The following is a 21,568-nucleotide window of genomic DNA, read 5'->3' on the forward strand; positions in this document are numbered from 1 at the left end:
ACCGAACTGTTCGGTTTGACGCTGAGGGCTTTCCGGCTCTAGGTTCAAACCAAACGGTTTGGTTTGAACCGTTCGGAGTGGAACCGGCGAGTACTGAGGAAGTGGATCCATGCAGCACCGCAATCTGGGCTCCCAGGGCCTGAGCGTCTCGGCGCTCGGTCTGGGCGTGATGGGGATGACCATGGCGTACGGCGCCTCGAACGACGAGGAGGGCGTCGCGACCATCCGCCGCGCCCACGAACTGGGAATCGACTTCTTCGACACCGCCGAGCTGTACGGCCTCGGCACCGGGAGCAACGAGGCCCTGCTGGGCAAGGCGGTCAAGGACTTCCGCTCCGAGGTGGTGCTGGCCACCAAGTTCGGCTTCGACGTGGCCGCCGAGCCGCTGGGTTCCGGGGTCGACAGCCGCCCGGAGAACATCCGCAGGGTCGCCGAGAACAGCCTGCGCTACCTGCAGACCGACTACATCGACCTCTTCTACCAGCACATCTCCGACCCCGACGTGCCTGTCGAGGAGGTCGCGGGCGTGGTCGGCGAACTGATCGCCGAGGGGAAGGTGAAGTACTTCGGCCTGAGCAACGTCGGACCGCAGTACATCCGCCGCGCCCACGCTGTCACACCGGTCACCGCGCTGCAGTACGAGTACTCGCTCTTCGAGCGCGAGCTGGAGGAGAAGATCCTGCCGGTCCTGAGGGAGCTCGGCATCGGCCTGGTGCCCTACTCCCCGCTCGGCCGCGGCTTCCTGACCGGCGTGGTCAAGCCCGCCGACCAGTATCCCGCGGACGACATGCGCAGCTGGGACGAGCGCTGGCAGGGCGACAACTACACCTACAACCTGCGCGCCACCGACCAGCTCAAGGAGTTCGCCGCCACCAAGGGCCTCACCACCGCCCAGCTCGCACTGGCCTGGCTGCTCCACCAGGGCCAGGACGTCGTCCCGATCCCCGGCACGCGCAGCGCCGTCCGCCTGGAGGAGAACGCCGGCGCCGCCGACGCCGCACTCACCGACGCCGACCTCGGGCGCATCGCCGAGATCCTGCCGCACGGCTCGGCCGGCAGCCGCTATCCGGCCGCGATGCTGGCCGGCTTCTCCACCGACTGACCTCCACCACCACCCCACCGAGGAGAACCGGCGTCAGGGTCCCGAACGCGTCCCGAACGGAGCGCGGATGGAAGGGTACGGCTGACATCGAGCCGATTGCGGCAGCAGGCAATGAGGTCTTCGAGGGCGGCACGGTGCTCGCGGTAGGGAGCGCAACGGCTCCACGCCCCCGCCACCTCCAGAACATCGAAGACGGAAGCGCGCGGGTTCGTACGTTCTCGAAGCTGAACAGCGAGGATCCCGTACACCAAGCACGGTGAACGTGACTTGGCGTACGGGTTGCCTGGATCGGCGGGTATCAGGATGACGCAGTCCGGCGGTTGCCGAGGCGCGGCAGGACGATGAGCAGGACGGTCGCCGCCGCGATCAGGTGAAGGACCTCGAGGGCCGCGATGGTCAGGCCCTGGTGGGCGGAGGTGAGGGGCCCTGCCGCCATCACGACGACGGCGAGCGCCACGAGCAGGACGAAGGTCCGCCCGGGCCGTGCGGTCCGCCGGGCGATGGCCAGGGCGATACCGCCTCCGACCAGGGTCATCAGGAGGGTCATGATGCCGGCCATCGGCGCGTTCACCGTGCTCTGGCTGCCGGACGTGGTGACGGTGTAGTCGGCTCCCGCCATGTCGAAGAGGAGGTAGGCGACGAGGACGGCGACCGCCGCGGCGATGGCTGCCGGCAGGACGGTGCGGGCGAAAGCGGCCAGGGGGCGGGAGGAGACAGCGGAGGACATACGGACTTCTTTCCGGAAGGTCGGACGACGGGCGTCGTGGGGAGGTCGGGTGTATCGCGGGCGCGATAGACGTGCCGTGTGATGTGGCGTGGGGCAGCCGCCCGGCGACTTGGATGCGTGGGCGGTCTCGCGCCCGCGGCTCTACAGGGCGGCGAAGCCGAGGACGGCGGCAGTGAGGGTGAGCACGGCCAGTACCGCCGGCGCGGCCGGGGATTCCTTGCGGCGGGTGTGGACCTTGACGGCACCGAGCATGACCAGCGCGAGGCAGATGCCGGCGATCGGGCTGAGGACGGTCGCGGTGTCGGTCAGGGCGGGCAGGATCAGGCCGAGTGCACCGAGCACCTCGGCCAGGCCGATGAGCTTGATGGGCCCGGCGGAGAAGTCGTCCACCCAGGGCATGTTGGCCTCTTTGAGGGCGGCGCGGTCTCGGGCGAGCTTCATGCCGCCTGCGGCGAGGAAGACGAGCGTGCCGAGGCCGGCGACTATCCAGAAGGTGATGGTCATGGCGTAGTTCTCCGTGAGGTCGGATGCGGACAGAGAGAGGGGACTGGGGTGCCCCACGCCACTGCAGAGGGGGCGATCCGCGCACGGCGTGTGCGCAGGGGGAGGCGAGAGGGAGGCGAGGCGGGAATGCCGCGGCTCAGGCGGCTGTGCGCGTCTTTCCGGCTGCCGGAGGTGTGGGCATTTCGCGGCGCAGGACGGGGAGAATGTCGGAGCCGAACAGGTCGAGCTGTTCGTGGATGGTCTTCTCCGGGACGCCGCCGAAGTCCAGGCCGAACAGTTGGCGCTGGTAGGGGCCGAAGTAGTCGGGGAAGGAGAGGACCTTCTCGATGACCTGCTGCGGGCTGCCGACAGTGAGCCCGGTCTCCGTGGTGACCTGGTCGAAGTCGGCGGAGTGGAAGCGGCTGCCCGCACGGAAGTAGGGCATGTACTCGGCTACGGCGTCCTGACTGTTCCTGCGGACGAAGGCGCCGCCTCCTGCGCCGACGATCGCGCCGACGGCGGGGCCGTGGCCGTGGTGTTCGAAGCGGGCGCGGTAGTAGTCGACGAAGTCCTTGAAGTACTCCATGGTCATGAACAGGTTGTTCACGAAGAAGCCGTCGCCGTAGTACGCGGCCTGCTCGGCGATCTCGGGCGAGCGGATCGAGCCGTGCCAGACAAACGGCGGGGTGCCGTTCAGCGGCCGGGGCATCGAGGTGAAGCCCCGCAGCGGGGCCCGGAACCTCCCCTCCCAGTCGAGTACGTCCTCGTCCCAGAGTCGGCGCAGCAGAGCGTAGTTCTCGATGGCCAGGGGGATGCCCTGGCGGATGTCCTGGCCGAACCACGGATAGACCTCGGGGGTGTTCCCGCGGCCGAGCATGATGTCGACCCGGTCGCCCGCGAGGTGCTGCAGGGTGGCGAACTCCTCCGCGATCCGCACCGGGTCGGTCGTGGTGATCAGGGTCGTCGACGTCGACAGAGTGATGTCCGTCGTCTGCGCGGCGATGGAGGCCAGGATCGCGGCGCCCGCGCTGGAGATGAAGGGCGGGTTGTGGTGCTCGCCGATCGCATAGACGTCGAAGCCGACCTCGTCGGCGTGCCGCGCGATGCGGACGATGCCCCGGATCCTCTCGGTCTCGCTGACCGTCTTCCCCGTGACCGGGTGAGGGGACAGGTCCCCGACGCCGAAAATTCCGAACTCCATGACGCGACCTTCCAGGCGGGCACACCCGCCAAGTAGTTGATACGTGTACAACCTAACCCGGAGGTAGTACACGCGTCAACTACACGCCCGAGGGGCATCAGCCGTCGGCCGCCCCCTCGGCCCGACCTGCGGTGGTCACATGCCGGATAAGGCTGGCGGAGATGTCGATCAGCGCCTCCTGCTGCTCTGTGGTCAGCGCGTCGATGAAGTACTTCCTCACGTGCGCGCGGTGCAGCGGCGCCGCCGACCGGATCGCCGCACGCCCGGCATCGGTGACCGCGACCACGGAACCGCGTCCGTCACCGCGATACCCCTCGCGGGACACCAGACCCCGCTTCTCCATGCGCACCGCATGGTTCGACAGCCGGCTCTTCTCCCAGCTGATGGTCGCGGCAAGGTCCGTGGGGCGCATCCTCCCCTCCGGCGCCTCGGTCAGCGCGACCAGCACCGTGTAGTCCTGCGGGGACAGGTCCGTCTCGCGCGCAAGATCCCTCTCGACATGCTCGCGCACCAGGCGCTGCGCATCCAGCAGACCTCGCCACGCCTGACTCTCTCGCGCATTCCAGTGTTCCGTGCTCACCGCGCCATCCTATCCCGATTAGTTCATGCGTGAACTAATCGGGGGTGGATATCTGACACCGCCCGCAAGTAGTTGACGCGTATACCAATTCGGCTCTAGGTTGTTCACGTATCAACTATTCGGTGGGGCGTCGCCCAGAGTGGGCTCGTCATGGAATTCGGGATCTTGCTGGCTCCGCGGAACAGCACGGGGCGACACCCACCGATGACAACGCAACCCAACCCCCCCACCTTCCAGGAGCACCTTCATGACCACTTCATTCACACGCCGCACCGCGATAGCAGGGGCGCTGGTGATAGGCGTATCCCTCACGGCCACCACCCTGGCGCTGGCGTCGGCCGAGACCGGCCCCAGCACGAAGAGGACTGCCCCCACCGCTGACGCGGGTACCACCAGGCTGCAGTGGGGGGCGGTCGCCCTGACCGCCCGGCAGTACCCCGCGATGAAGGAATTCGCCCAGAAAGCCCTCGGCCTGAACCTGGTGAACAGCTCCGAGGAGTTCTCCGTCTTCACCACGCCCAACGGCAACCTGTTCGAGCTCTACGGACCGAAGGCCCCCCAGTACCTCTGGCGCACCAGTCCCACCTCGACAGCGATCGGCTTCGATTCCACCGACCTGGACGCCGCCGAGAAGGCTCTGCAGGCCAACGGCGCCAAGTGGGCCTCCACCGTCCAGGTGGTCCCCGGCGCCGGAGCCGGCGGCAGCGACTATCGCTTCCGGCTCTTCCGCGCCCCCGACGGCCGCGTCTACGCCATCGCCCAAAGCGGCACCGACCCCCGGCGGCCGGTGAGTGATGAGGACACTGGCGCCGCAGGGATCAACAAGCTGCAATGGGGCGCTGTCGCCTTGACCGCCGAGCAGTACCCCGCGATGAAGAAGCTCGCCGCGAACGGCCTGGGCCTCACCCCCCTCAACGAAGCCAAGCAGTTCTCCGTCTTCGGAACAGAAAACGGCGCCCTGTTCGAGCTCTACGGACCGAAGGCCCCCCAGTACCCCTGGCGCACCAGCCCCACATCCATCGCCTTCGGCTTCAACACCACAAATCTGGACAAGGCCATGACTCGGCTCCAGAACAACGGCGCCGAGTGGGTCTCCACCGTCCAGGTGGTCCCCGGCGCCGGAGTCGGCGGCAGCGACTATCGCTTCCGGCTCTTCCGCGCCCCCGACAGTCGCGTCTACGCCATCTCCCAGAGCAACGCCACCAGCTGACTCCCTCCCCCTGCCGGGTGACCGACGTCCGCGTCGGCCACCCGGCAACGTCACGACAGGCACCAACGGCATGGCAGTCCGCCACGCCAGCGGCAAGGTCGCGCTCGCTGCCGACACCGGCTCAAAACATTGCCCGGGGCTCCCCAAGACCACGGGGCGCCCCGGTCGCGTCGCGGCATCACCGCACATAGGCATGCGTCGCAAGCGGGCGCCGCGCTGTTCGAGGGCATGGTGGGCGGCTCGCCGCGGGCCAGGACACGAAGGAAGCCGACTCGCGCTTCCGGTTGGCCACCGTCGTAGCGGGATCGAAGTGGCGACCCTCCTGCGGCTGTTTCCCTTACCCTGCGTCCTGCCAGCGTCCCGAATTCCCCGTCAATCGCCCTCGCAGGCCCCCTGCCGAGGCTCAGGCAGATCACGGAATAGCACATCGGTGCAGGTCAGCGCCCCACCAACTGCCGGTCGGGAACGGGCGTTGAACTCACGCGCAGCGGATTCAGTCCGTTCAGGCAAAGTTGACGATCCGACAGGACGAAATGAACGTTTCCGCAGGTCAGCGCCCTGCTGAAGTCTCTGCTGGGATTGTTCGAGCGGCTGCTGGCGAAGTGGCGAGCCGTGGACAAGGCAGTGGACGACTGGACATTGATTCGGCGTGCGCTGGCTTCGGTGGACGGCTGCGACAAGAACCCGTTCGCGGTGGCTGTGGCCCGGTTACGACTGCTGATCGCGGTGCTAAAGGCTGCTGAGGAAGCACCGGAGAAGCGACGGCTGAACGCGCTGAAAGAGTTCCCGATCAACATCGCGGTAGGAGATTCGCTACTGCACGGGCGCGACGTGGGTCGAGAACACGACACACTACCGGAGGATGGAGACAGCGAACCGTTCCTGTACCGGACCGAGGACATCGACGCCTTCGTTGAGCGATGCGACCTCTTGCGAGCCAGGAGCCGTCCTCCGGAAGGGTCAGAGGGTGCCGATCACCACGCGGCTCGGGTGGTCCTCGCCCATGTGGATGGACTGGTGGGCGACGGCGGACTCGGCCGAGTCGTAGGCAGGCGTGCCGGTGTTGAGGTTGCGGTCCCAGCGGGGGTGGCAGCTGGAGGTCACCTGGATGCGCAGCCGCTCGCCCGGGGCCAGGGTGCAGGCGGTGTTCCACAGGCTGACGGCGAACTCGTACACCTGCCCGGGTTCGAGCGGTGTCGGCTTGTGGCCGGGGCGGTAGGTGCCGGTGGCGTAGCTGTCGCGCCAGGACGCGCGCACGATGCCGTCGTTGAGGCCGATCGAGACTCCGTCCCGCGAGACCCTGCACAGTCGCACCACGAAGTCGGTGTCCGGGGCGCTGGAGGAGGCGTGGAAGGTGGCGCGGACCTCGCCGAAGAGGGTCAGTGGTGCGGTGAGCGGTTCGGAGGTGAAGGTGAGGACGTCGTCGCGGGCCTCGACGCGCCGCTGGTCGGCCGGGCCCGGCCTGAAGCCGTGCATCATCGTGGCGCCACCGACGGTCGGTACGGGGTCGAGCGGGTCGTAGTCGTAGGTGGCACGGGAGTCGCTGGCGGGGTCGTCGAGGAGGCGGCCCCCGTCGGCCAGGTACCAGGTGCGGTGCTCGGCGGGAGTGGGCAACTCCTCGAAGCCGCGCCAGCGGTTCTCGCCGAGGAAGTACAGCAGTACCGGCGGGATGCGGCGCAGCGCGGTGTCGTCGTCCTTGAGGACGGCGTCGTACCAGGCGATGTGCATCGCGGTGAGGTCGCCGTAGCCGCCCATGGCGCCGGACGAGGCGGCGATGCCGAGGCTGAGGTCGGGGAAGTCGCCGGAGAAGTCGCTGTGTGTCCAGGGCCCGATGACCAGGCGCGGGGGTGGGAGGGAGCGGGTGCGGCGGTGTGCGAGCTGCATGCGGTACTGGGCGAGGGTGGCCGGCGCGAAGATGTCGAACCAGCCGCCGATGTGCAGGGTGGCCGCGTCGACGGGGTGGGCGGTGGCGCTGTCCCACAGCTCGGTGACGGGGCTGCCTGGGCCCTGCCCGGCCGAGCCCATGATGTGGGTGTTCATGAAGGTGTTGAGGCGGGAGCCGAGGGCGCGGATCGGCAGGGTGTCGAAGACGTCTCCGGCGACCACGTCCTGGTCGAGCGCCAGCCAGTCGCGTAGGGCGGCCTCGCGCTGGTCGGGGGCGTCGGCGAACTCGCGGACCAGGGCGTTGGGGGTGATGGCGGTGTGTCCCCAGGTGAAGCGGGAGCCGAACTCGTGGGCTCCGCCGCGGTAGAGGGCGCCGTCGTTGGCGGTGCCGCCGGCTGACACACCGAGGGCCAGGGCCTTGAGCGGTTCGGGGGCGGTGGCGGCGGCCCGCCACTGGGTCTCGGCGAAGTAGGAGCGGCCCCACATGCCGACGCGGCCGTCACTGGCGGGGAGCCCCGCCGCCCAGGTGACCGTGTCGGCTCCGTCGGCGGCCTCGTGCACGGCGGGGTCGAAGAAGCCCTCGGAACCGAAGCGGCCCCGGCAGTCCTGCATCACCACGACGTAACCGGCGGCGGCGACGGTCAGCGGGTTGAAGTAGGCGGAGTTGACAGCCAGGTCCCGGCCGTAGGGAGTGCGCGTCAGCAGGACCGGGAACGTCTCGCCGTCCCGGTCGGGCCGGTAGACCGTGGCCCGCAGGACGGTGCCGTCGGTCATCTTGGCCTCGACGTCGTGCTCGACGAGGACGGGGTGTTTCGGCACGGGGAGCCTCTTCTGTGAGGGGAGGAAGGGGGGGTGTGGGGCGGCGGCGGGGGTCCGTCGCCGCCCCAGGGGTCATGCGGTTTCCGGCCTGAGGCCCAGTTCCTCGGTGGGGGTCCGGTAGTTCTCCCGTACGCCGAACAGGACCACAGTGGCGGAGGCCAGGCAGCACACGGCGGTGAGCACGGCGACCGGGATCCAGCCGGTGGGGCCGGGACGGATGACGGCGGCGGCGATGGTGGGGGCGAACCCGGTGGCGACGAGGCCGAGTTGGGAGGCCGTCGCGCCGCCCGAGTAGCGGATCCGGGTGGGGAAGAGTTCGGCGACCATGGGCGGGCCCAGCGGGTTGACGAGGCCGTATCCGACCGTCATGAGGAGGATCGAGCTCAGGAAGATCAGCGGGACGTTGCGCGTGCTGATCGACCAGAAGACCGCGAACACCGCGACGGAGCAGACCAGGTTGCCGGCGATGAACACGGGCTTGCGGCCGATGCGGTCGGCCAGGATCCCGGCGAAGGGCTGGACGACCAGGCTCAGTGAGGCGGTGAGGATCACGGCCTGGAGCATCACGGAGCGGGGAAGCCCGAGCTGTCCGGCGTAGGCCATGGCGAAGGCGGCGTAGATCGTCGAGACCACACTGAACAGGCCCAGGACGACGACCTTGAGGATGGTGGCCCAGTGTTCGCGGAAGACCGCCTTGATGGGCAGTTCCCGCTCGGTTTCGGTCCTGGCCGCCTCGAAGACCTCCGGCTCGGGCAGCCTCAGCCGGATCCACAGACCGACGCCCACGACCAGGGCGCTGGCCAGGAACGGTATCCGCCAGCCCCACGCCAGCAGGTCCGGCTGTGGCAGTGAGGACACGGCCAGGAAGGCCAGGGAAGCGAGGAGGATGCCGGCGACGGCGCCCGTGTTCACCCAACTGCCGTAGAAAGCGCGCCGGTTGCTCGGCGCATGTTCCATCGCCATGGTCACCGCGCCCACCGACTCGCCGGCCGCCGAGATGCCCTGGACGACACGGAGCAGGACCAGCAGGACGGGGGCGGCCGCGCCGATGGTGGCCGGTGTCGGCAGACAGCCGATCAGGAAGGTGGCCACCCCCATCATCAGCAGCGTGAGCACCAGCATGCGGCCGCGGCCGACCCGGTCCCCGAAGTGCCCGATGACCATGCCCGCCACGGGGCGCACGACGTAGCCGATGCCGATCGTGGCCATGGACAGTATCGTGCCGAGACCGGGCGAGACCTGCGGGAAGAAGACCTGGTTGAAGACCAGCGCCGAGGCCGAGCCGTAGATGAAGAAGTCGTAGTACTCCAGGGCGCTGCCGACGAAGCTCGCGGCCGCGGCCCTGCGGGCGTGCGGAGAGCGGCCGCTGTCGGCCGGGGAATCAGGGGGCGCTGCTGCTGGCGCCGCCGAGGGGCGGGAGGTTGCCATGTCGGCTCCGGAGGGGAGAGAGGGCGCCGTGGGGCGCGCCCGAGAGCGGCGATGAGATCCAGGGGTCCGGCCCCTGTGGCCACAGAAGCTATGCAGCACGCGCACCGGTCGTCAATAATGATGCAAGCAATCTTTTTCCTCGGGGCAACCTCCTGATAATGGGGCGATGCGAATGGAGCACAAGCCGGTGACCGCCGGAGCCGCAGATGATGGAGCGGTGATCGCCGACTTCCCCCGTCCGGCCAAGGGTTCGTCGACCCAGCATCTGCTGATCACACTCCTCACCGACTTCTGGTTGGATTCCGCCGAGTGGATACCGTCCCGCCTGATCGTGGCTCTGGCCGCCGACCTGGAGGTGACGCCCTCCGCGGCGACCTCGGCACTCAGCAGGCTCGCCTCGCGCGGGGTCCTGGAACAGTCCAGCGTGGGACGCAGCTCGCGGTACCGGCTGACGGACAACGCCCGCGCCCGGCTGGTCACGGCAGTCGACCGCGTCTTCGCCTTCGGCACCGGTACGGCGCACTGGGACGGGTCCTGGACGGTGATCGCCTTCACGATCCAGGAGACGTCGCGTGATGTGCGCGAACTGTTCCGCCGACATCTGAAATGGCGGGGGTTCGCCCCGGTCTACGGAGCCCTGTGGGTGTCGCCGAGGGAGGATCCGAAGGAGTTGGAGCGCGCTTGCGGCACCTTCGGGGTCACCGACTACGTGATCTTCCGGACCGCGGACTCCGCCCTCCACGGCAAGAAGCTGATCGAAGCCTGGCCCCTGGACGAACTCACCCGGCCCTACGAGCCGTTCATCGACCGCTTCTCACCCTGGATGCCGAGGACGGCGACCGGCGACATCACCCCCGAAGAGGCCTTCCGCGTCCGTGTCCAGCTCATGGACACCTGGCGCATGTTCCCCTGGAGTGACGCCGATCTGCCGCTCGAACTGTTGCCGGAGCGTCGGCAACTGACCATGGCGCGCAACCTTTTCGCGGACCTCTGTATGGGCCTGGCGGACCGGGCTCTGGAACACGTACAGACCCACGCGGCCCGGCACGCGCCCGACCTGTCCCCTTCTGCCTGCCTTCGCCTTCCCGGCAGTGACCGGGACGGGACATCCACTGATCCGACGCCATCACCGGGGCCGGCGGCGGACGGGCGGATGTGACCGAAAGCCTGGTCTCGAAGGGGACGGTAGCGGCCGTGACTACGCTGCCCGCACACTTGCTCGTGCCCCACGGGTGCCGCCTTCACAGTGCTGTGCGACGTCGCTCGATGGTGTGCAGCAGGACGTCACTGCGTCCGCGACCCAGGGGAGCCCGGAGACCTGATGACGCAGCTCGGACGACACCGCGAGGGTTCGGCACCTGCAGGCGGCACGGAACGCGGTGATCCGTCCGGTGCCGTCACGGTCGCGGTGGTGGCTCCCGCCCTGGTCGGCCGGGACGATGCCCTGGACGGTGTGACGAGGGCGTTGCGGTCAGGGCGGTCGCTGGTGCTCATCGAGGGCGAACCCGGTATCGGCAAGTCCCGGCTGCTGCAAGAGGCGCTGAGGGTGGTCGCGGAGGATGCCGTACTGCTCGCGACTTGCCCGCCGGTGCGCGAACCGTTCCCACTGGGTCCGATCGTCGACGGGGTACGGCGGCTGCGACCGACACCGTCCGGCCTGGGGCTGAGTCTGCTGGCCGGGGCGTTACGGCCATTGTTCCCGGAGTGGGCCGGTGAGCTACCGCCGGCGCTGGAAGCGCTGGAGGACCCGCGGGGAACTCGGCACCGGCTGCTGCGCGCGATGGCGGAACTGGTCGAGCGGCTCGGCGTTGCGACGCTCGTGGTCGAGGACGCGCACTGGGCGGATTCGGCGACGCTGGAGTGGCTGCTCACCCTGTGCGCCTCCGGTGACCTGCGCATGTCGATCGTACTGACGTACCGTCCGCACGACGTCCCGGCGGGGTCGCTGCTGTGGCGGCTGACGTCCCGCCGGCCCTCGGGTATGTCCCTGACCAGGATCGAGCTTTCCGCGTTGGATGTGCGGCAGACCGGCGAGCTGGTCCGGTCGGTCCTCGGCGCGGACCAGGTCTCCGAGCAGTTCGCCGAGTTGCTGCACCAGCGCACCGACGGCGTCCCACTGGCGGTGGAGGAGACGGTCCGGTCGATGCGGGAGCGCCGCGACATCGTCCACCGGGACGGTGAATGGACCCGCCGGGCGCTCGATGAGCTGCGTGTGTCACCGACGCTGCGGGACTCGGTCCTGGAGCGTGTGGACCGGCTTCCCGAGGAGGCCCGGCGGGTGCTGGAGGCTGCCGCCGTGCTGGGCGAACCGGCCGACATGGCGCTGCTGCGGGCGGTCGCAGACGTGGAGGGCGAGGCCGGACTGCGTGGCATCGCGCGCAGCCTCGCCGCGGGTCTGCTCCGTGATGTGAGCGGGGGCCAACTGGCGTTCCGGCATGTGCTCGACGCGGTGGCCGTGGCGGACGCGATCCCGGCGTCGGAACGGTGGCGCCTGCACCAGCGCGCCGCGCAGCACTTGCAGGAACTCGATCCGCGGCCGGTGACCCGGCTGATGCGGCACCTGCGGGAAGCCAACGACATGAGCGGCTGGTCCGTCTACAGCGAGCAGGCCGCGGAACTGGCCTGGGAGTCGGGTGACGACCAGACCGCGGTGGCGCTGGTGCTCGACGTGTTGACCGAGGCCGAGCACCCGGTGGAGGCGCGGGTCCGGCTGGCCCGGAAGATCGGGCGGTTCGCGGCGGCCGGAGGCGCTTCGTTCGCCGGCACGGCGACGGACGTGACGAGCGCACTGCGCTCCGTCCTGGCCCGTGCCGACCTACCGGCGGGTGATCGCGGTGAGATCAGGCTGCTGTTGGGCCGCCTCCTGCTTCAGCTGGGACAGTTCGACGTCGTCTACCAGGAGGTCGAGGCCGCTGTGCCCGACCTGGCCGCCCGGCCCGCGCTCGCGGTGAAGGCGATGCTGTCCCTGGCGGTACCGCGTGGCCCGTGGCCCGCGAGCACCCACCTGGCCTGGCTGGAGCGCGCGAACGAACTGATGGCGCAGGTGCGGACTCGGGCGGAGCTGCTGGAACTGACCGTCGACCGGGCGTCGATCCTGCTGATGCTCGGCGAGGAAGCCGGATGGCAGGTGGCACGTGAGGTCATGCGCGACGCCCGGACCGTGGCCGAGCGGCGGCAGATCGCACGCGCTTTGATCAATTTCGGTCACATGGCGATCGCCTGGGGGTTGTACGAGCAGGCCGAGCGCTTCCTGGCCGACGCCGTCGAGGAGATCCAGGCGACCGGCTACGAGCGGCTGCTCGGCATCGTGCGCAGCACCCGGGCCCGGCTGGACTGGTATGTCGGCTCATGGTCAGGCCTGGCGGACGAGGCCGCGGCGGTGTCGGAGTCCGCCGAGAGTCTGCACGAGGCGAGGATCGAGGCGAGCGGGGTCCTCGCACTGCTGGATCTGGCCGAGGGACGCCGGGGAGCGGCCGAACGACGGCTGCGCGACCTGCTCGACGAAACCGGCCGGCGCGGCATGGTGGACGTCATGGTCGTGCCCGCGGCGGCCCTGGGCCGGTCGGGACTGCTCGACGCCGCGGTCGACGAGCCGCTGGCCGACGTCACGGCGGACCTGGTGGCGACGATCGCGCGGAAGGGCCTGTGGCTGTGGGCGACCGATGTGCTTCCCGTCCGGGTCGAGGCGCTGGTCACCACCGGCGCGGACGCCGAAGTCGACGCGCTGCTCGGGCAGTTCGCGGACTGGCTCGACGATCGCGACGCGCCGGCACCGGCTGCGGCGTTCGCCACCTGCCGGGCTGTCGTCGCCGAAGCGCGGGGCAGCGGCGATGCCGCCGAGTTGTTCGCCGACGCCGCGGCGGCGTGGGCAGCGCTTCCGCGCCCGTACGACGAACTGCTCGCTCTTGAGCGTCGCGGCCGGTGCCTGATCACGGCGGGCCGTCAGGACGAGGCGCTGCCGTTGCTGTCGGACACCGAGCGGCGGCTGCGTGAGCTGGGCGCGAAGCGGGACGCCGACCGGGTCGCCCTTGTGCTGCGCGAACACGGCACGGAGGTGGTGCGTACCTGGCGGCGCGGACCGCAGGGGTACGGGGACCAGCTGTCACCCCGGGAGCTGGAGGTGGTCGAGCTGGCCGCGCGGGGCATGACCAACCGACAGATCGCGGGAGCGCTGTTCATCAGCCACCGCACGGTGGGACAACACCTGTCCGGGGCGATGCGCAAGCTCGGTGTCTCGTCCCGCACCGCGCTGGCGGTGGTGGCCTCCCGCGCGGGGCTGCTGCCGCAGGAGCCGGAGTGACGCAGCCGTCGCGGTACTCGCGACGGCTGCCCCGCGCCCCGTCAGGACCCGGTAACGCGGCCGACAGCGACCGGTGCCCCCTGCACGAAGAGGGCACCGCTCGCCGTCGGCTCATGTGGATGCTGTCCGAACCACCACCATCAGGCCTGTGGGGTGATCATCACCTGACCCCGAAGGCACGCTTCACGGTCTGCTCGATGGAGTGCCCGTTCGCGTCGGTCGCCACGGTGCGCAGGCTGACGTACTTCGGAGTGTGCTTGCCGCCGGGAACCTTGAGCGTCACCTTCCACTGGCCGTCGGCACCGGCCGGGGCGAGCTTGAGCCTGCTCCAGGTCTGACCGTCGTCGTAGGAGAGCCACGTGCGTACGTCGGTGATCTCCGCCTCGCCGGATCGCGAGGGGCGAGCCGTGACGGTGAGTCTCTGCGGCCTGTCGGCGCGGATCCTGTTGGACAGGTCCACTCCGACGCCGTAGCCGACCTGCGGCATGGAGATGTGGATGTCGCCGGAGTCCGGCTTCGGGTTCGCCCGGAACGAGGCCGTGGTGGTCAGGTGGGTGGAGTACTCCCACCCTGGAGCGTCCCGTCGCGCCTCGACCACCAGCTTGTAGTCCCCCTCACCCGAGGGAGCCGAGACGGCGCCGAAGTCCGACAGTTGGTTCGAGTACACCTGGGTGCCGTCGCGGTACAGCGTCATCCGCTTGGCGTCGCCCTGCCAGTCCCTCATCGTGTACATCCCGGTGGGATCGAACAAGCGGTCCGTCACGACCCAGAGCGTGTTGCCTCTGGTCTTCAACACACCGAACTTCGACGTGTTGACGACCTTGAAGTAGTCGACGGTCCGGTGACCCGGCTGGTGGAAGCGGTGTCTCCCGTTCTCGATGTCCGAGAACCACGCCGATCCGCCGGAGGCGTCGAAGGCGACCCCGGCGTTGTAGGAGGTCTCCGGGCTCGCGCTGAACCACTCGTCGAGCACGGCGCCACGCCGTACCGGGAGTTGGGTGCCGACCGGGATGTAGCGCGCGGCGTCGGACCCGTTCCATCGCAGGATGTAGTTCGTGTAGTTCGCGGGGCCGACACCGTTTCGTTCATGGATCCGGGCGCTGACGTGCGCGTGGCTGGACTCGTCGACCCCGACCGTCAGCGGGCCGCGGGGGACCGTGTTCTTGAAGGGCGTGACGAGGTCGTACACATACGGGGTGAGCGGGGTGCCCACGAGGGCGACCTCGACGGGCTTTCCACGAGCCAGGAGGCGGCGCAGGCTGCCCACGTCCTCCCCGGGCAGTGCGAACGCCGGGACCGCCTGGGTGCCGGCCGCCGCGTCGAGGCGGCCTGGTCCGTTGTTCCCGATCGCGACCGCGGCGGCGCCCTGGGCTCCCGCCTGTTCGATGACCGAGGAGATGGCCGAACCCGGTGCCGGGGTGGCGAGCACGAGCGCGCCCTTGACGTACTTGCCCGCGAAGCCGTCCGCGGAGCCGTTCCCGACATCGACCAGCTTCAGCTCGGCCCTGCCCTCGAACCGCTTGGCCGCGTCGAGAACGGTGGGACGCAGCGGCGTCCGGCCCGCCTTGGCGACCAGGATCGGAGCGCTTCGTGTGGAGTACAGGGTGATCTCCTGCGTCCCGGTCTCTGGGGCAGCGGTGGGGAACAGCCTGATGCGCTTGAAGTCCGGCGGCAGAGTGATCAGCGGGCTGAAGCCGGGACGCGTGCTACGCCAGTAGCCCAGTGAGCCGGCCTGCTGCTCGGTGTCGCGACCGGTGCGGTAGGTGACCTCCGAGGCTTTGCGCGCGTCGAGCGCCAACGCGACGTTGTCGTCCCCGATCCGGACCTCGGGCCTGACGTTCAGCGCGACGTCCTCGACCTGCTCGCCACCCGCGTCAGGGCTCAGCAGGAGGGTCTCGACGGCGTAACTGCCGAGCTTGACGCGCACGGTGCCCACGCCATTGCGAAACACCCCCTGGTATGTCCGGCTGCTGGTCTCGTCGTGGACGAGCAGGAGGCTGTCGTCCAGGACCGCCTTGCCGTTGGTGGCGGTGCCGCGCACCGTGATGGTGCGCATCGGCGGCTCCACGTAGATCGACACCGGCACCCGCACCGACGCGCTGGAGTCGGCCGCGGCAGCGGTCACGAGCCCGGAGTACGGCGTCTCGGCGGGCAGCAGGTTGGGGTCCGCGGTGATCGTCACGGCCGCCGCACTGCCGGCCGGCACCGTGACCTCGTTCGTGGACAGGCGCACCGAACCGTCGGGGATCGGGGCACCCCCGGACGACGTGATCGACGCCGTGAGCGTGAAGGTACGGGCGGTGGCGGCGTCGTTGTGGATCGCGATCTCGCGGGTCACCGTCTCGTACGGCGCATCGTCGACGTAAGGAGCGGCGCCCAGGTTGACGGCCGCAGGGACGGAGTACGCCAGTTGTGCCTGCGCACGTGCGACGTCGACCCTGCCGGCGCCGCCCTCTTCCACGCGGTAGTCGCCAGGTTCGGCCGAGCCGACCAGCGCCGACTTGAGCTGCTGCCAGGTCCATTGCGGATGGGCCTGCTTGAGCAGCGCCGCCGTACCGGCCACGTGGGGCGACGCCATGGAGGTGCCGTCCATCGAGGTGTAGGACTCGTCGACCGGGTTGCCCAGCGAGGTACCCGCGGCCCGGGCGGCGACTATGCCGACCCCGGGCGCGGAGATCTCCGGCTTGACCCCGTAGTCGCCTATGCGCGGACCGGTGCTCGAGAAGCCCGCGAGACTCCCGTCCCGGTTCAGCGCCCCCACGGTGAGCGCGTCCCTGGCCGAGGCCGGACTGCCGATCGTGTTCCGGCCCGCGTTGCCCGACGCGACGACGAAGAGGGTGCCGTGTTCGGCGGTGGCCCGGTCGACGGCGGCGCTCAGCGGGCCGGTCCCGTCGTCGGCGATGCGTGACCCCAGACTCATGTTGACGATGTCCGCACCCTCGGCGGCGGCCCACTCGATGCCCGCGATGATCTCCGAGAGCTTGCCGTCACCCCGGTTGTCCAGCACCTTGCCCGAGATGAGGTCGACGTCCGGAGCCACGCCCTTCGCGCCGTTGCCGGTACCCGAACCGCCGATCGTAGCCGCCACGTGTGTGCCGTGGCCCATGTGGTCGACGGCGTCGGGTGTGCTGGTGAAGTTCTCCAGGCGCGACACCCGGCCGGCCAGATCGGGGTGGGTCGTGTCGACGCCGGTGTCGAGCACCGCGACCTTGACGCCCTTGCCGTCGAACCCGGCTTTCCACAGCGCGGGGGCACCGGTCTGGGTTACCGACTGGGCGAGGTCGGCCGTGACCTTGGCGTCCAGCCAGATCTTGCCGACGTGCAGCGCTTTGCGCTCGCCCGTGCTGTCGCTCTGCTGCCAGAAGGCCGTGGCCCTGGCCTTGGGCACGTCGACGCCGCGGGAGTTGATGCTCCGCAGGTTGCTGGTGATCCTTGCCTGCGGCGCCGTCTTCGGTGCGCCGACGCCGTCGATGTTGTCGAGCACCAGCGGAAGCGCCTTGGTGGACGCGTCGTCGTAGCCGTCCGCGACGAGTTGCTCGACGTCGAACAACTCGAGATCGACCGCGTCGTCGATCACTGCCTGACGTGCGGCCTGCGGGATGACGTAGGTTCCCGTCTCCGAGCGCTGGACCACGGCCAGGCCTCTCGACGGTCCTTCCGGATGTACCCGCAAGGCCGGCTGGGCATCACCTTCGAACGTGGTCACGGTGACGACATCACCGGTGACGAGTGTGACGTCGTGGGTCGACCTGACCTTGGCCTGCCCCTGGACGGGAGCAGGGTCCGCGCCGGCCGACGGCGAACTCACTGCGGGAGCCGCCGCCGCGCCCGGCATCGGCAGCAACAGCAGGGGCGCCGCGAGCAATGCCAGGACGCGGCCGCGACGGGGTCGTCTGTCCGGACAGGGAATGCGGTGTCTGTGCATGCTTGTCTCTCCGGGGTGTGAGTCAGAGGGGTTCGTAGCCGTCACCGGGAGCGGGCGTTTCTCCGGGCTCCTGGATGTCTTCCGGGTCCTCGGGCTGCTGCGGGACGGGCGCCGCCGGTTCGGCCTGCTCGCTCGTGCCGGGTGCCGCGGATCGCGGCTGCTCAGAGGTCGGATGGCGACTTGATGTCATGTGCATGGACAATGTCACCTCGCGATGGAGGCAGCGAGCGTCCAGATGACGTATTGGTGACGGCCATCTGACGGCCACCGGTCCCGGTGGCCGCACGAAAGCCGTGCGGGGATGCCCGCTGTGGGTGCCGACACCGGCGTTGACGACGCCGATGCCGGCCATGAGCCAGGGCGACGCCCCGACTCGGCGGCGTACGGCGGCTCACGAACACCACCGCCCCTCATCCCCGCTGCCACGGTGGCGGGGATGAGGGGCGGGCCGGGCGGCGGCCAGGTCGGTTACTTGACGAGGATCTCGGCGAGTTGGAGGCGGTACCTGGTGGTCTCGTCCGAGGCGGGTGTGCCCAACCGGGTGGTCTGCAGGCGCAGATAGCGTCCGATGGTTGAGGTGAGCGTGTAGGTCTGGGCGGCTCCTGCCGGGTTGGGCTGCCCGGTGACCGAGCGGGCGGTGGTGTACGACGTGCCGCCGTCGGCCCGGGTCTGGAACGTGAAGTCGGCCGGGAAACCGGCCGTGCCGCCACCGGTCCCTCCGGTGTCCGTGCGCGGGTGGAGCGTGACGGAGCCGATCGCCCGGTCGGCGCCGAGGTCGATCTCGATCCAGACGGGCGTGCCACTTACGTCGGCGGAGGGGAAGTCGATGCTGGTGAAGCCCTTGGCACCGGCCACGCTGGTGAGGGTGCCGTCCAGGATCCGCGTCTTGCCCCAGTCACCGTTCTCCAGGGTGTAGTTGGCGGTGACGGTGGTCGCGGCGGTGGGGACGGTGACTTCGGCGAGCTGGAGGCGGTACTTGGTGGACTCGTCGGAGGCGGGGGTGCCGAGACGCGTGGCCTGCAGGCGGACGTAGCGGGCGGTGGTGGTCCTGAAACCGTACGTCTGGATGAGGCCGCCCGGGTTCGGCTGGCCTGTGACGGTGCGGACGGTGGTGTAGGCGGAGGCGCCGTCGGGTCGGGTCTGGATCGTGAAGTCGACGGGGAAGCCGGCGGTGCCGCCACCGGCCCCACCCGTGTCGGTACGCGGGAAGAGGCGTACGGCGTCCAGGTCGGTGTCGGCGCCGAGGTCGATCTCGACCCAGACCGGGTTCGCGGACACATCGGCGGAGGGGAAGTCGTTGCTGGTGTATCCCTTGGCACCGGTCATGCTCGTGAGCCGGCCGTCGGTGAGCCGGTTCCTGCCCCAGTCGCTGTTCTCCAGGCTGTTGTTGCTGGTGACCGGTCTGCCGAGGGCGAGATTGTCGAGCCGGCCCGCGCCGGTGACGGTGAACGTCCAGATGCCCGGCTGGAGCGTGAAGTAGACGTACGAGGAGTCCTTGCCGGTGTAGGTCAGTCCACCGACGCTGCCGGTGGCGGCGCCGTTCGCGTAGACGGTGGTGCCGCCCGCGGTGATGACGGGCTGGGCGCCGCCGTAGGTGGGCACACCGACACGGGCCGTGGTGCCGGTCGGTGAGGTGAGGGTCAGCGTCGTGCTGGTGCCGTCGCGCTGGATGCCGAAGCGGATGTCGCCCTTCACGGTGGGTACGACCGTGTTGATCCTTGTGAGGGTGCCGGTCTGTGGGACGACGTCGTACGTCGTCCAGCCGGGGCTGGTGGGGCGGACTCCGGCGGCGTAGGCGGACAGGGCGTACAGCGGGCCGCCGTTCCAGGCGTGGTTGTCGGTGCCCTGCGACTTGACCCACACCTCCCACAGGGTGTGGCAGGCCGGATCGGCGACCTGGGCGGCGAAGCGGTTGCGCATCCGCTCCTCGGCGACGCCGGCCGCGCCCATCAGGTAGAGCGCCTCCAGGACGTAGAACTCCATGTAGGGGCTGGCGTTGAGGTGGGTGCGCAGCACGTTCGTGATCGCCGGGTGGTGGGCCGTGGTGGCCAGGCCCGCGACGACGGCGAGGGCGTTGGCGCGGTCGTCCGTGTCGCCGTTGTAGCCGGGAGAGCGGTACTCGTTCCTCGACGTGTTCCACAGGACGCGGTCGAAGTTGGCCCTGATGCTGTCGCGTCGGGTCTGCCATCCGGCCACATCCGCGCTGTTGCCGCTGAGGTCGGCCAGTTTCGCGGCGGTGTCCAGGGCGAGGTAGTACCAGCCGTTGTCGAGGACGCGGGCGTCGATGTTGCTGCCCCAGTCCTCCCAGTCCCAGTCGCCGGCGCGGTGGTTGACCAGGCCGTCGCCGTCCAGGCTCCACAGGTTCAGGTATCTCTTGACCGCCGGGTAGGCGCCGGTGACGGCGCTCGTGTCGCCGGTGTAGAGGTAGTAGGTCCAGAACGACCACACCGAGGCGAGCATCTGGACGGGCAGTTCGGCGGTCCAGATGGTCGTCGGGACCGGGGAGTAGAGCGCTCCGCTGTCCTTCTGCCAGGAGGCGAGCTGGGAGATGGCCTTCTTGCCGAGCGCGTGGGAGCGGGTGTCGAAGGTGTAGAAGCCCTCCTTCAGCTGGTTGACCACATCACCCCACCACTGGGCGCGCTCCCGGGTGGGGCAGTCCATGTAGTTGTCGCGCATGTTGACGTACATGGTGCGGGCGGCCTTGCCCCACAGGGTGTCGAAGAAGGCGTCGCTGCTGCTGAACGACCCGGCGAAGTCGGTGTCGTAGCCGGACTCCCGGTACTTCAGCTCCAGGATGCTCACGCCGGCCGGGATCGTGTACTTCACCGCCGTACCGCTCATCCAGGCAAGCGGCTCGAACTCCTGGACCCCTCCGGTGCAGACATAGGTGGCGCGCACGTTGTACTGGGTCCCCGGCTGGATCCCGGTCAGGCCCGCGCCGTCGTCGTAGTGATCGGTCTGGATGCCGATCACCGCACCGGCCGGAGCGTCCACCTTCAGGAACGGGGTCACCTGGATGTTGGAGGGCAGGGTGGCCGAGATCGCGGTGGCGCCCTGACCGGTGGACGGCAATGAGGAGGCGTTGACGTAGGACTTCAGCCCGGAGAAGCGGAACTGCGGGACGGGCCGTTGAACGAGGGCGTTCCAGGGAGCGGCACCCGCCGCGCCGAAGTCGGTCGGCGCCGTCCAGCCGCTGTCGTCGAAGCCGGGCGAGCGCCAGCCCGAGACGACGACGGCGGCTCGGGCGTCGTAGAAGATGTTCGACTCGGGAAGCCGGAAGTTGACCTGCGTACCACTGGTGTTGTTCGAGTAGCCCGGGTGGACGGTGTGCTTCCAGCCGGTGTCGCTGACCAGCCGACTGGTCGTCGAGCCGGTGGTGATGTCCGACTGGAACAGCAGACCGCCCCTGCCGCTGCTGTTGTGCGAGAAGCCCTGCTTGCCGAAGTACCAGACCAGCAGGGCGATCGTGTTGGCGCCGCTGGTGAGGTACGGGGCGAGATCGATCTCGTCGTAGTACGTGTCCGTGCGGTTCGGGCCGCGCTTGAGGCCGCCCTCGAAGACCACCAGGGTGCCGTTCACCCACAGCCAGTACTTCGAGTCGGCCGCGATCTGGGTCACGGCCGACGACGGCGCCGAGGCCAGGCTGAACGATCTACGGAAGGCCACCCACTGGTTCGTCGAACTGGACGGAGCCCAGATCCACTTCGCCGTCCACGAGACGGCGGCGGCCGCCTCGGGTGCGAGACGCGGAAGCGCAAGGGAGCCCAGAGTGGGAGCGAGGGCCACGGCTATGGCGGAGCGCAGGGCGGACCGGCGGGTGAGAAGGGGCATCGTGGGCTCCTGGGGCGGTGCGGTACGAGCAAGGAGGGGATGTGAATCGTTTCAGACGCGTTGTTGCAGCGGTGATCC

General features: G+C 69.5%; 14 protein-coding genes. 4 read left to right on the forward strand and 10 right to left on the reverse strand.

The genetic code is table 11. From position 1 onward, the window contains the following. Positions 1–109 precede the first annotated feature (109 nt). Entirely contained in the window at positions 110–1,102 is a 993-nt protein-coding gene (locus tag AC5DRG_RS22615; RefSeq protein WP_491812418.1) for an aldo/keto reductase, read from the forward strand. Positions 1,103–1,400: 298 nt separating this feature from the next. Here AC5DRG_RS22615 and AC5DRG_RS22620 read toward each other — a convergent pair whose 3' ends face one another. From AC5DRG_RS22620 to AC5DRG_RS22635, 4 genes are all read right to left on the reverse strand, one after another. Continuing rightward, entirely contained in the window at positions 1,401–1,829 is a 429-nt protein-coding gene (locus tag AC5DRG_RS22620) for a DUF6069 family protein (RefSeq protein ID WP_491812419.1), read from the reverse strand. 141 nt (positions 1,830–1,970) lie between these two features. Further along, positions 1,971–2,333 carry a DoxX family protein gene (locus tag AC5DRG_RS22625; protein ID WP_389353297.1) on the reverse strand — a complete coding sequence of 121 codons (363 nt, stop codon included), beginning with the start codon at positions 2,331–2,333 and terminating at the stop codon, positions 1,971–1,973. A gap of 136 nt (positions 2,334–2,469) precedes the next feature. Next, positions 2,470–3,513: a CE1758 family FMN-dependent luciferase-like monooxygenase gene (locus tag AC5DRG_RS22630; protein WP_491812420.1), complete on the reverse strand. Its 1,044-nt coding sequence runs from the start codon at positions 3,511–3,513 to the stop codon at positions 2,470–2,472. Positions 3,514–3,610: 97 nt separating this feature from the next. Next, a complete protein-coding gene (locus tag AC5DRG_RS22635) occupies positions 3,611–4,093 on the reverse strand; it encodes a MarR family winged helix-turn-helix transcriptional regulator (RefSeq protein ID WP_491812421.1) in 483 nt (160 codons plus the stop codon). 247 nt (positions 4,094–4,340) lie between these two features. On the opposite strand from AC5DRG_RS22635, the gene AC5DRG_RS22640 reads away from it, so the two are divergent. After that, positions 4,341–5,303, forward strand: coding sequence for a VOC family protein (locus AC5DRG_RS22640; RefSeq protein WP_491812422.1), 963 nt, complete (start codon positions 4,341–4,343; stop codon positions 5,301–5,303). 437 nt (positions 5,304–5,740) lie between these two features. On the opposite strand, the gene AC5DRG_RS22645 is transcribed toward AC5DRG_RS22640, so the two are convergent. The 3 genes from AC5DRG_RS22645 to AC5DRG_RS22655 all read right to left on the reverse strand — a co-directional run bounded on the left by AC5DRG_RS22645 (position 5,741) and on the right by AC5DRG_RS22655 (position 9,434). Continuing rightward, positions 5,741–6,100, reverse strand: a complete 360-nt coding sequence (locus tag AC5DRG_RS22645; RefSeq protein WP_491812423.1) for a hypothetical protein — start codon at positions 6,098–6,100, stop codon at positions 5,741–5,743. A 163-nt stretch (positions 6,101–6,263) separates the two neighbouring features. Continuing rightward, positions 6,264–8,006, reverse strand: coding sequence for a CocE/NonD family hydrolase (locus AC5DRG_RS22650; RefSeq protein WP_491812424.1), 1,743 nt, complete (start codon positions 8,004–8,006; stop codon positions 6,264–6,266). A gap of 72 nt (positions 8,007–8,078) precedes the next feature. Beyond that, positions 8,079–9,434, reverse strand: coding sequence for an MFS transporter (locus AC5DRG_RS22655; RefSeq protein ID WP_491812425.1), 1,356 nt, complete (start codon positions 9,432–9,434; stop codon positions 8,079–8,081). Between the two features lie 166 nt (positions 9,435–9,600). On the opposite strand from AC5DRG_RS22655, the gene AC5DRG_RS22660 reads away from it, so the two are divergent. Together AC5DRG_RS22660 and AC5DRG_RS22665 are read left to right on the forward strand one after the other, a co-directional pair. Next, positions 9,601–10,593, forward strand: coding sequence for a PaaX family transcriptional regulator (locus tag AC5DRG_RS22660; RefSeq protein ID WP_491812426.1), 993 nt, complete (start codon positions 9,601–9,603; stop codon positions 10,591–10,593). A 162-nt stretch (positions 10,594–10,755) separates the two neighbouring features. After that, the gene (locus tag AC5DRG_RS22665) at positions 10,756–13,734 is read left to right on the forward strand and encodes a helix-turn-helix transcriptional regulator (protein ID WP_491812427.1); all 2,979 of its coding nucleotides are present in this window, start codon (positions 10,756–10,758) and stop codon (positions 13,732–13,734) included. 160 nt (positions 13,735–13,894) lie between these two features. Here the strand turns inward: AC5DRG_RS22665 and AC5DRG_RS22670 are convergent, their stop codons facing one another. From AC5DRG_RS22670 to AC5DRG_RS22680, 3 genes are all read right to left on the reverse strand, one after another. Next, positions 13,895–17,659, reverse strand: a complete 3,765-nt coding sequence (locus AC5DRG_RS22670; RefSeq protein WP_491812428.1) for a S8 family peptidase — start codon at positions 17,657–17,659, stop codon at positions 13,895–13,897. Between the two features lie 22 nt (positions 17,660–17,681). Continuing rightward, positions 17,682–17,849: a hypothetical protein gene (locus AC5DRG_RS22675; protein ID WP_389361250.1), complete on the reverse strand. Its 168-nt coding sequence runs from the start codon at positions 17,847–17,849 to the stop codon at positions 17,682–17,684. Between the two features lie 278 nt (positions 17,850–18,127). Next, positions 18,128–21,490 carry an alpha-L-rhamnosidase-related protein gene (locus tag AC5DRG_RS22680; protein WP_491812429.1) on the reverse strand — a complete coding sequence of 1,121 codons (3,363 nt, stop codon included), beginning with the start codon at positions 21,488–21,490 and terminating at the stop codon, positions 18,128–18,130. Positions 21,491–21,568: the final 78 nt, after the last annotated feature.

This window comes from Streptomyces sp. JLBG701 (assembly GCF_058544905.1).

What these genes read in the sequence shown, in the direction of transcription:
- AC5DRG_RS22630 (WP_491812420.1), bottom strand. Translation starts at nt 3,513, where the DNA reads ATGGAGTTCGGAATTTTCGGCGTCGGGGACCTGTCCCCTCACCCGGTC.
- AC5DRG_RS22620 (WP_491812419.1), bottom strand. Translation starts at nt 1,829, where the DNA reads ATGTCCTCCGCTGTCTCCTCCCGCCCCCTGGCCGCTTTCGCCCGCACC.
- AC5DRG_RS22625 (WP_389353297.1), bottom strand. Translation starts at nt 2,333, where the DNA reads ATGACCATCACCTTCTGGATAGTCGCCGGCCTCGGCACGCTCGTCTTC.
- AC5DRG_RS22670 (WP_491812428.1), bottom strand. Translation starts at nt 17,659, where the DNA reads ATGCACAGACACCGCATTCCCTGTCCGGACAGACGACCCCGTCGCGGC.
- AC5DRG_RS22665 (WP_491812427.1), top strand. Translation starts at nt 10,756, where the DNA reads ATGACGCAGCTCGGACGACACCGCGAGGGTTCGGCACCTGCAGGCGGC.
- AC5DRG_RS22675 (WP_389361250.1), bottom strand. Translation starts at nt 17,849, where the DNA reads ATGACATCAAGTCGCCATCCGACCTCTGAGCAGCCGCGATCCGCGGCA.
- AC5DRG_RS22680 (WP_491812429.1), bottom strand. Translation starts at nt 21,490, where the DNA reads ATGCCCCTTCTCACCCGCCGGTCCGCCCTGCGCTCCGCCATAGCCGTG.
- AC5DRG_RS22645 (WP_491812423.1), bottom strand. Translation starts at nt 6,100, where the DNA reads ATGTTGATCGGGAACTCTTTCAGCGCGTTCAGCCGTCGCTTCTCCGGT.
- AC5DRG_RS22660 (WP_491812426.1), top strand. Translation starts at nt 9,601, where the DNA reads ATGCGAATGGAGCACAAGCCGGTGACCGCCGGAGCCGCAGATGATGGA.
- AC5DRG_RS22640 (WP_491812422.1), top strand. Translation starts at nt 4,341, where the DNA reads ATGACCACTTCATTCACACGCCGCACCGCGATAGCAGGGGCGCTGGTG.
- AC5DRG_RS22615 (WP_491812418.1), top strand. Translation starts at nt 110, where the DNA reads ATGCAGCACCGCAATCTGGGCTCCCAGGGCCTGAGCGTCTCGGCGCTC.
- AC5DRG_RS22655 (WP_491812425.1), bottom strand. Translation starts at nt 9,434, where the DNA reads ATGGCAACCTCCCGCCCCTCGGCGGCGCCAGCAGCAGCGCCCCCTGAT.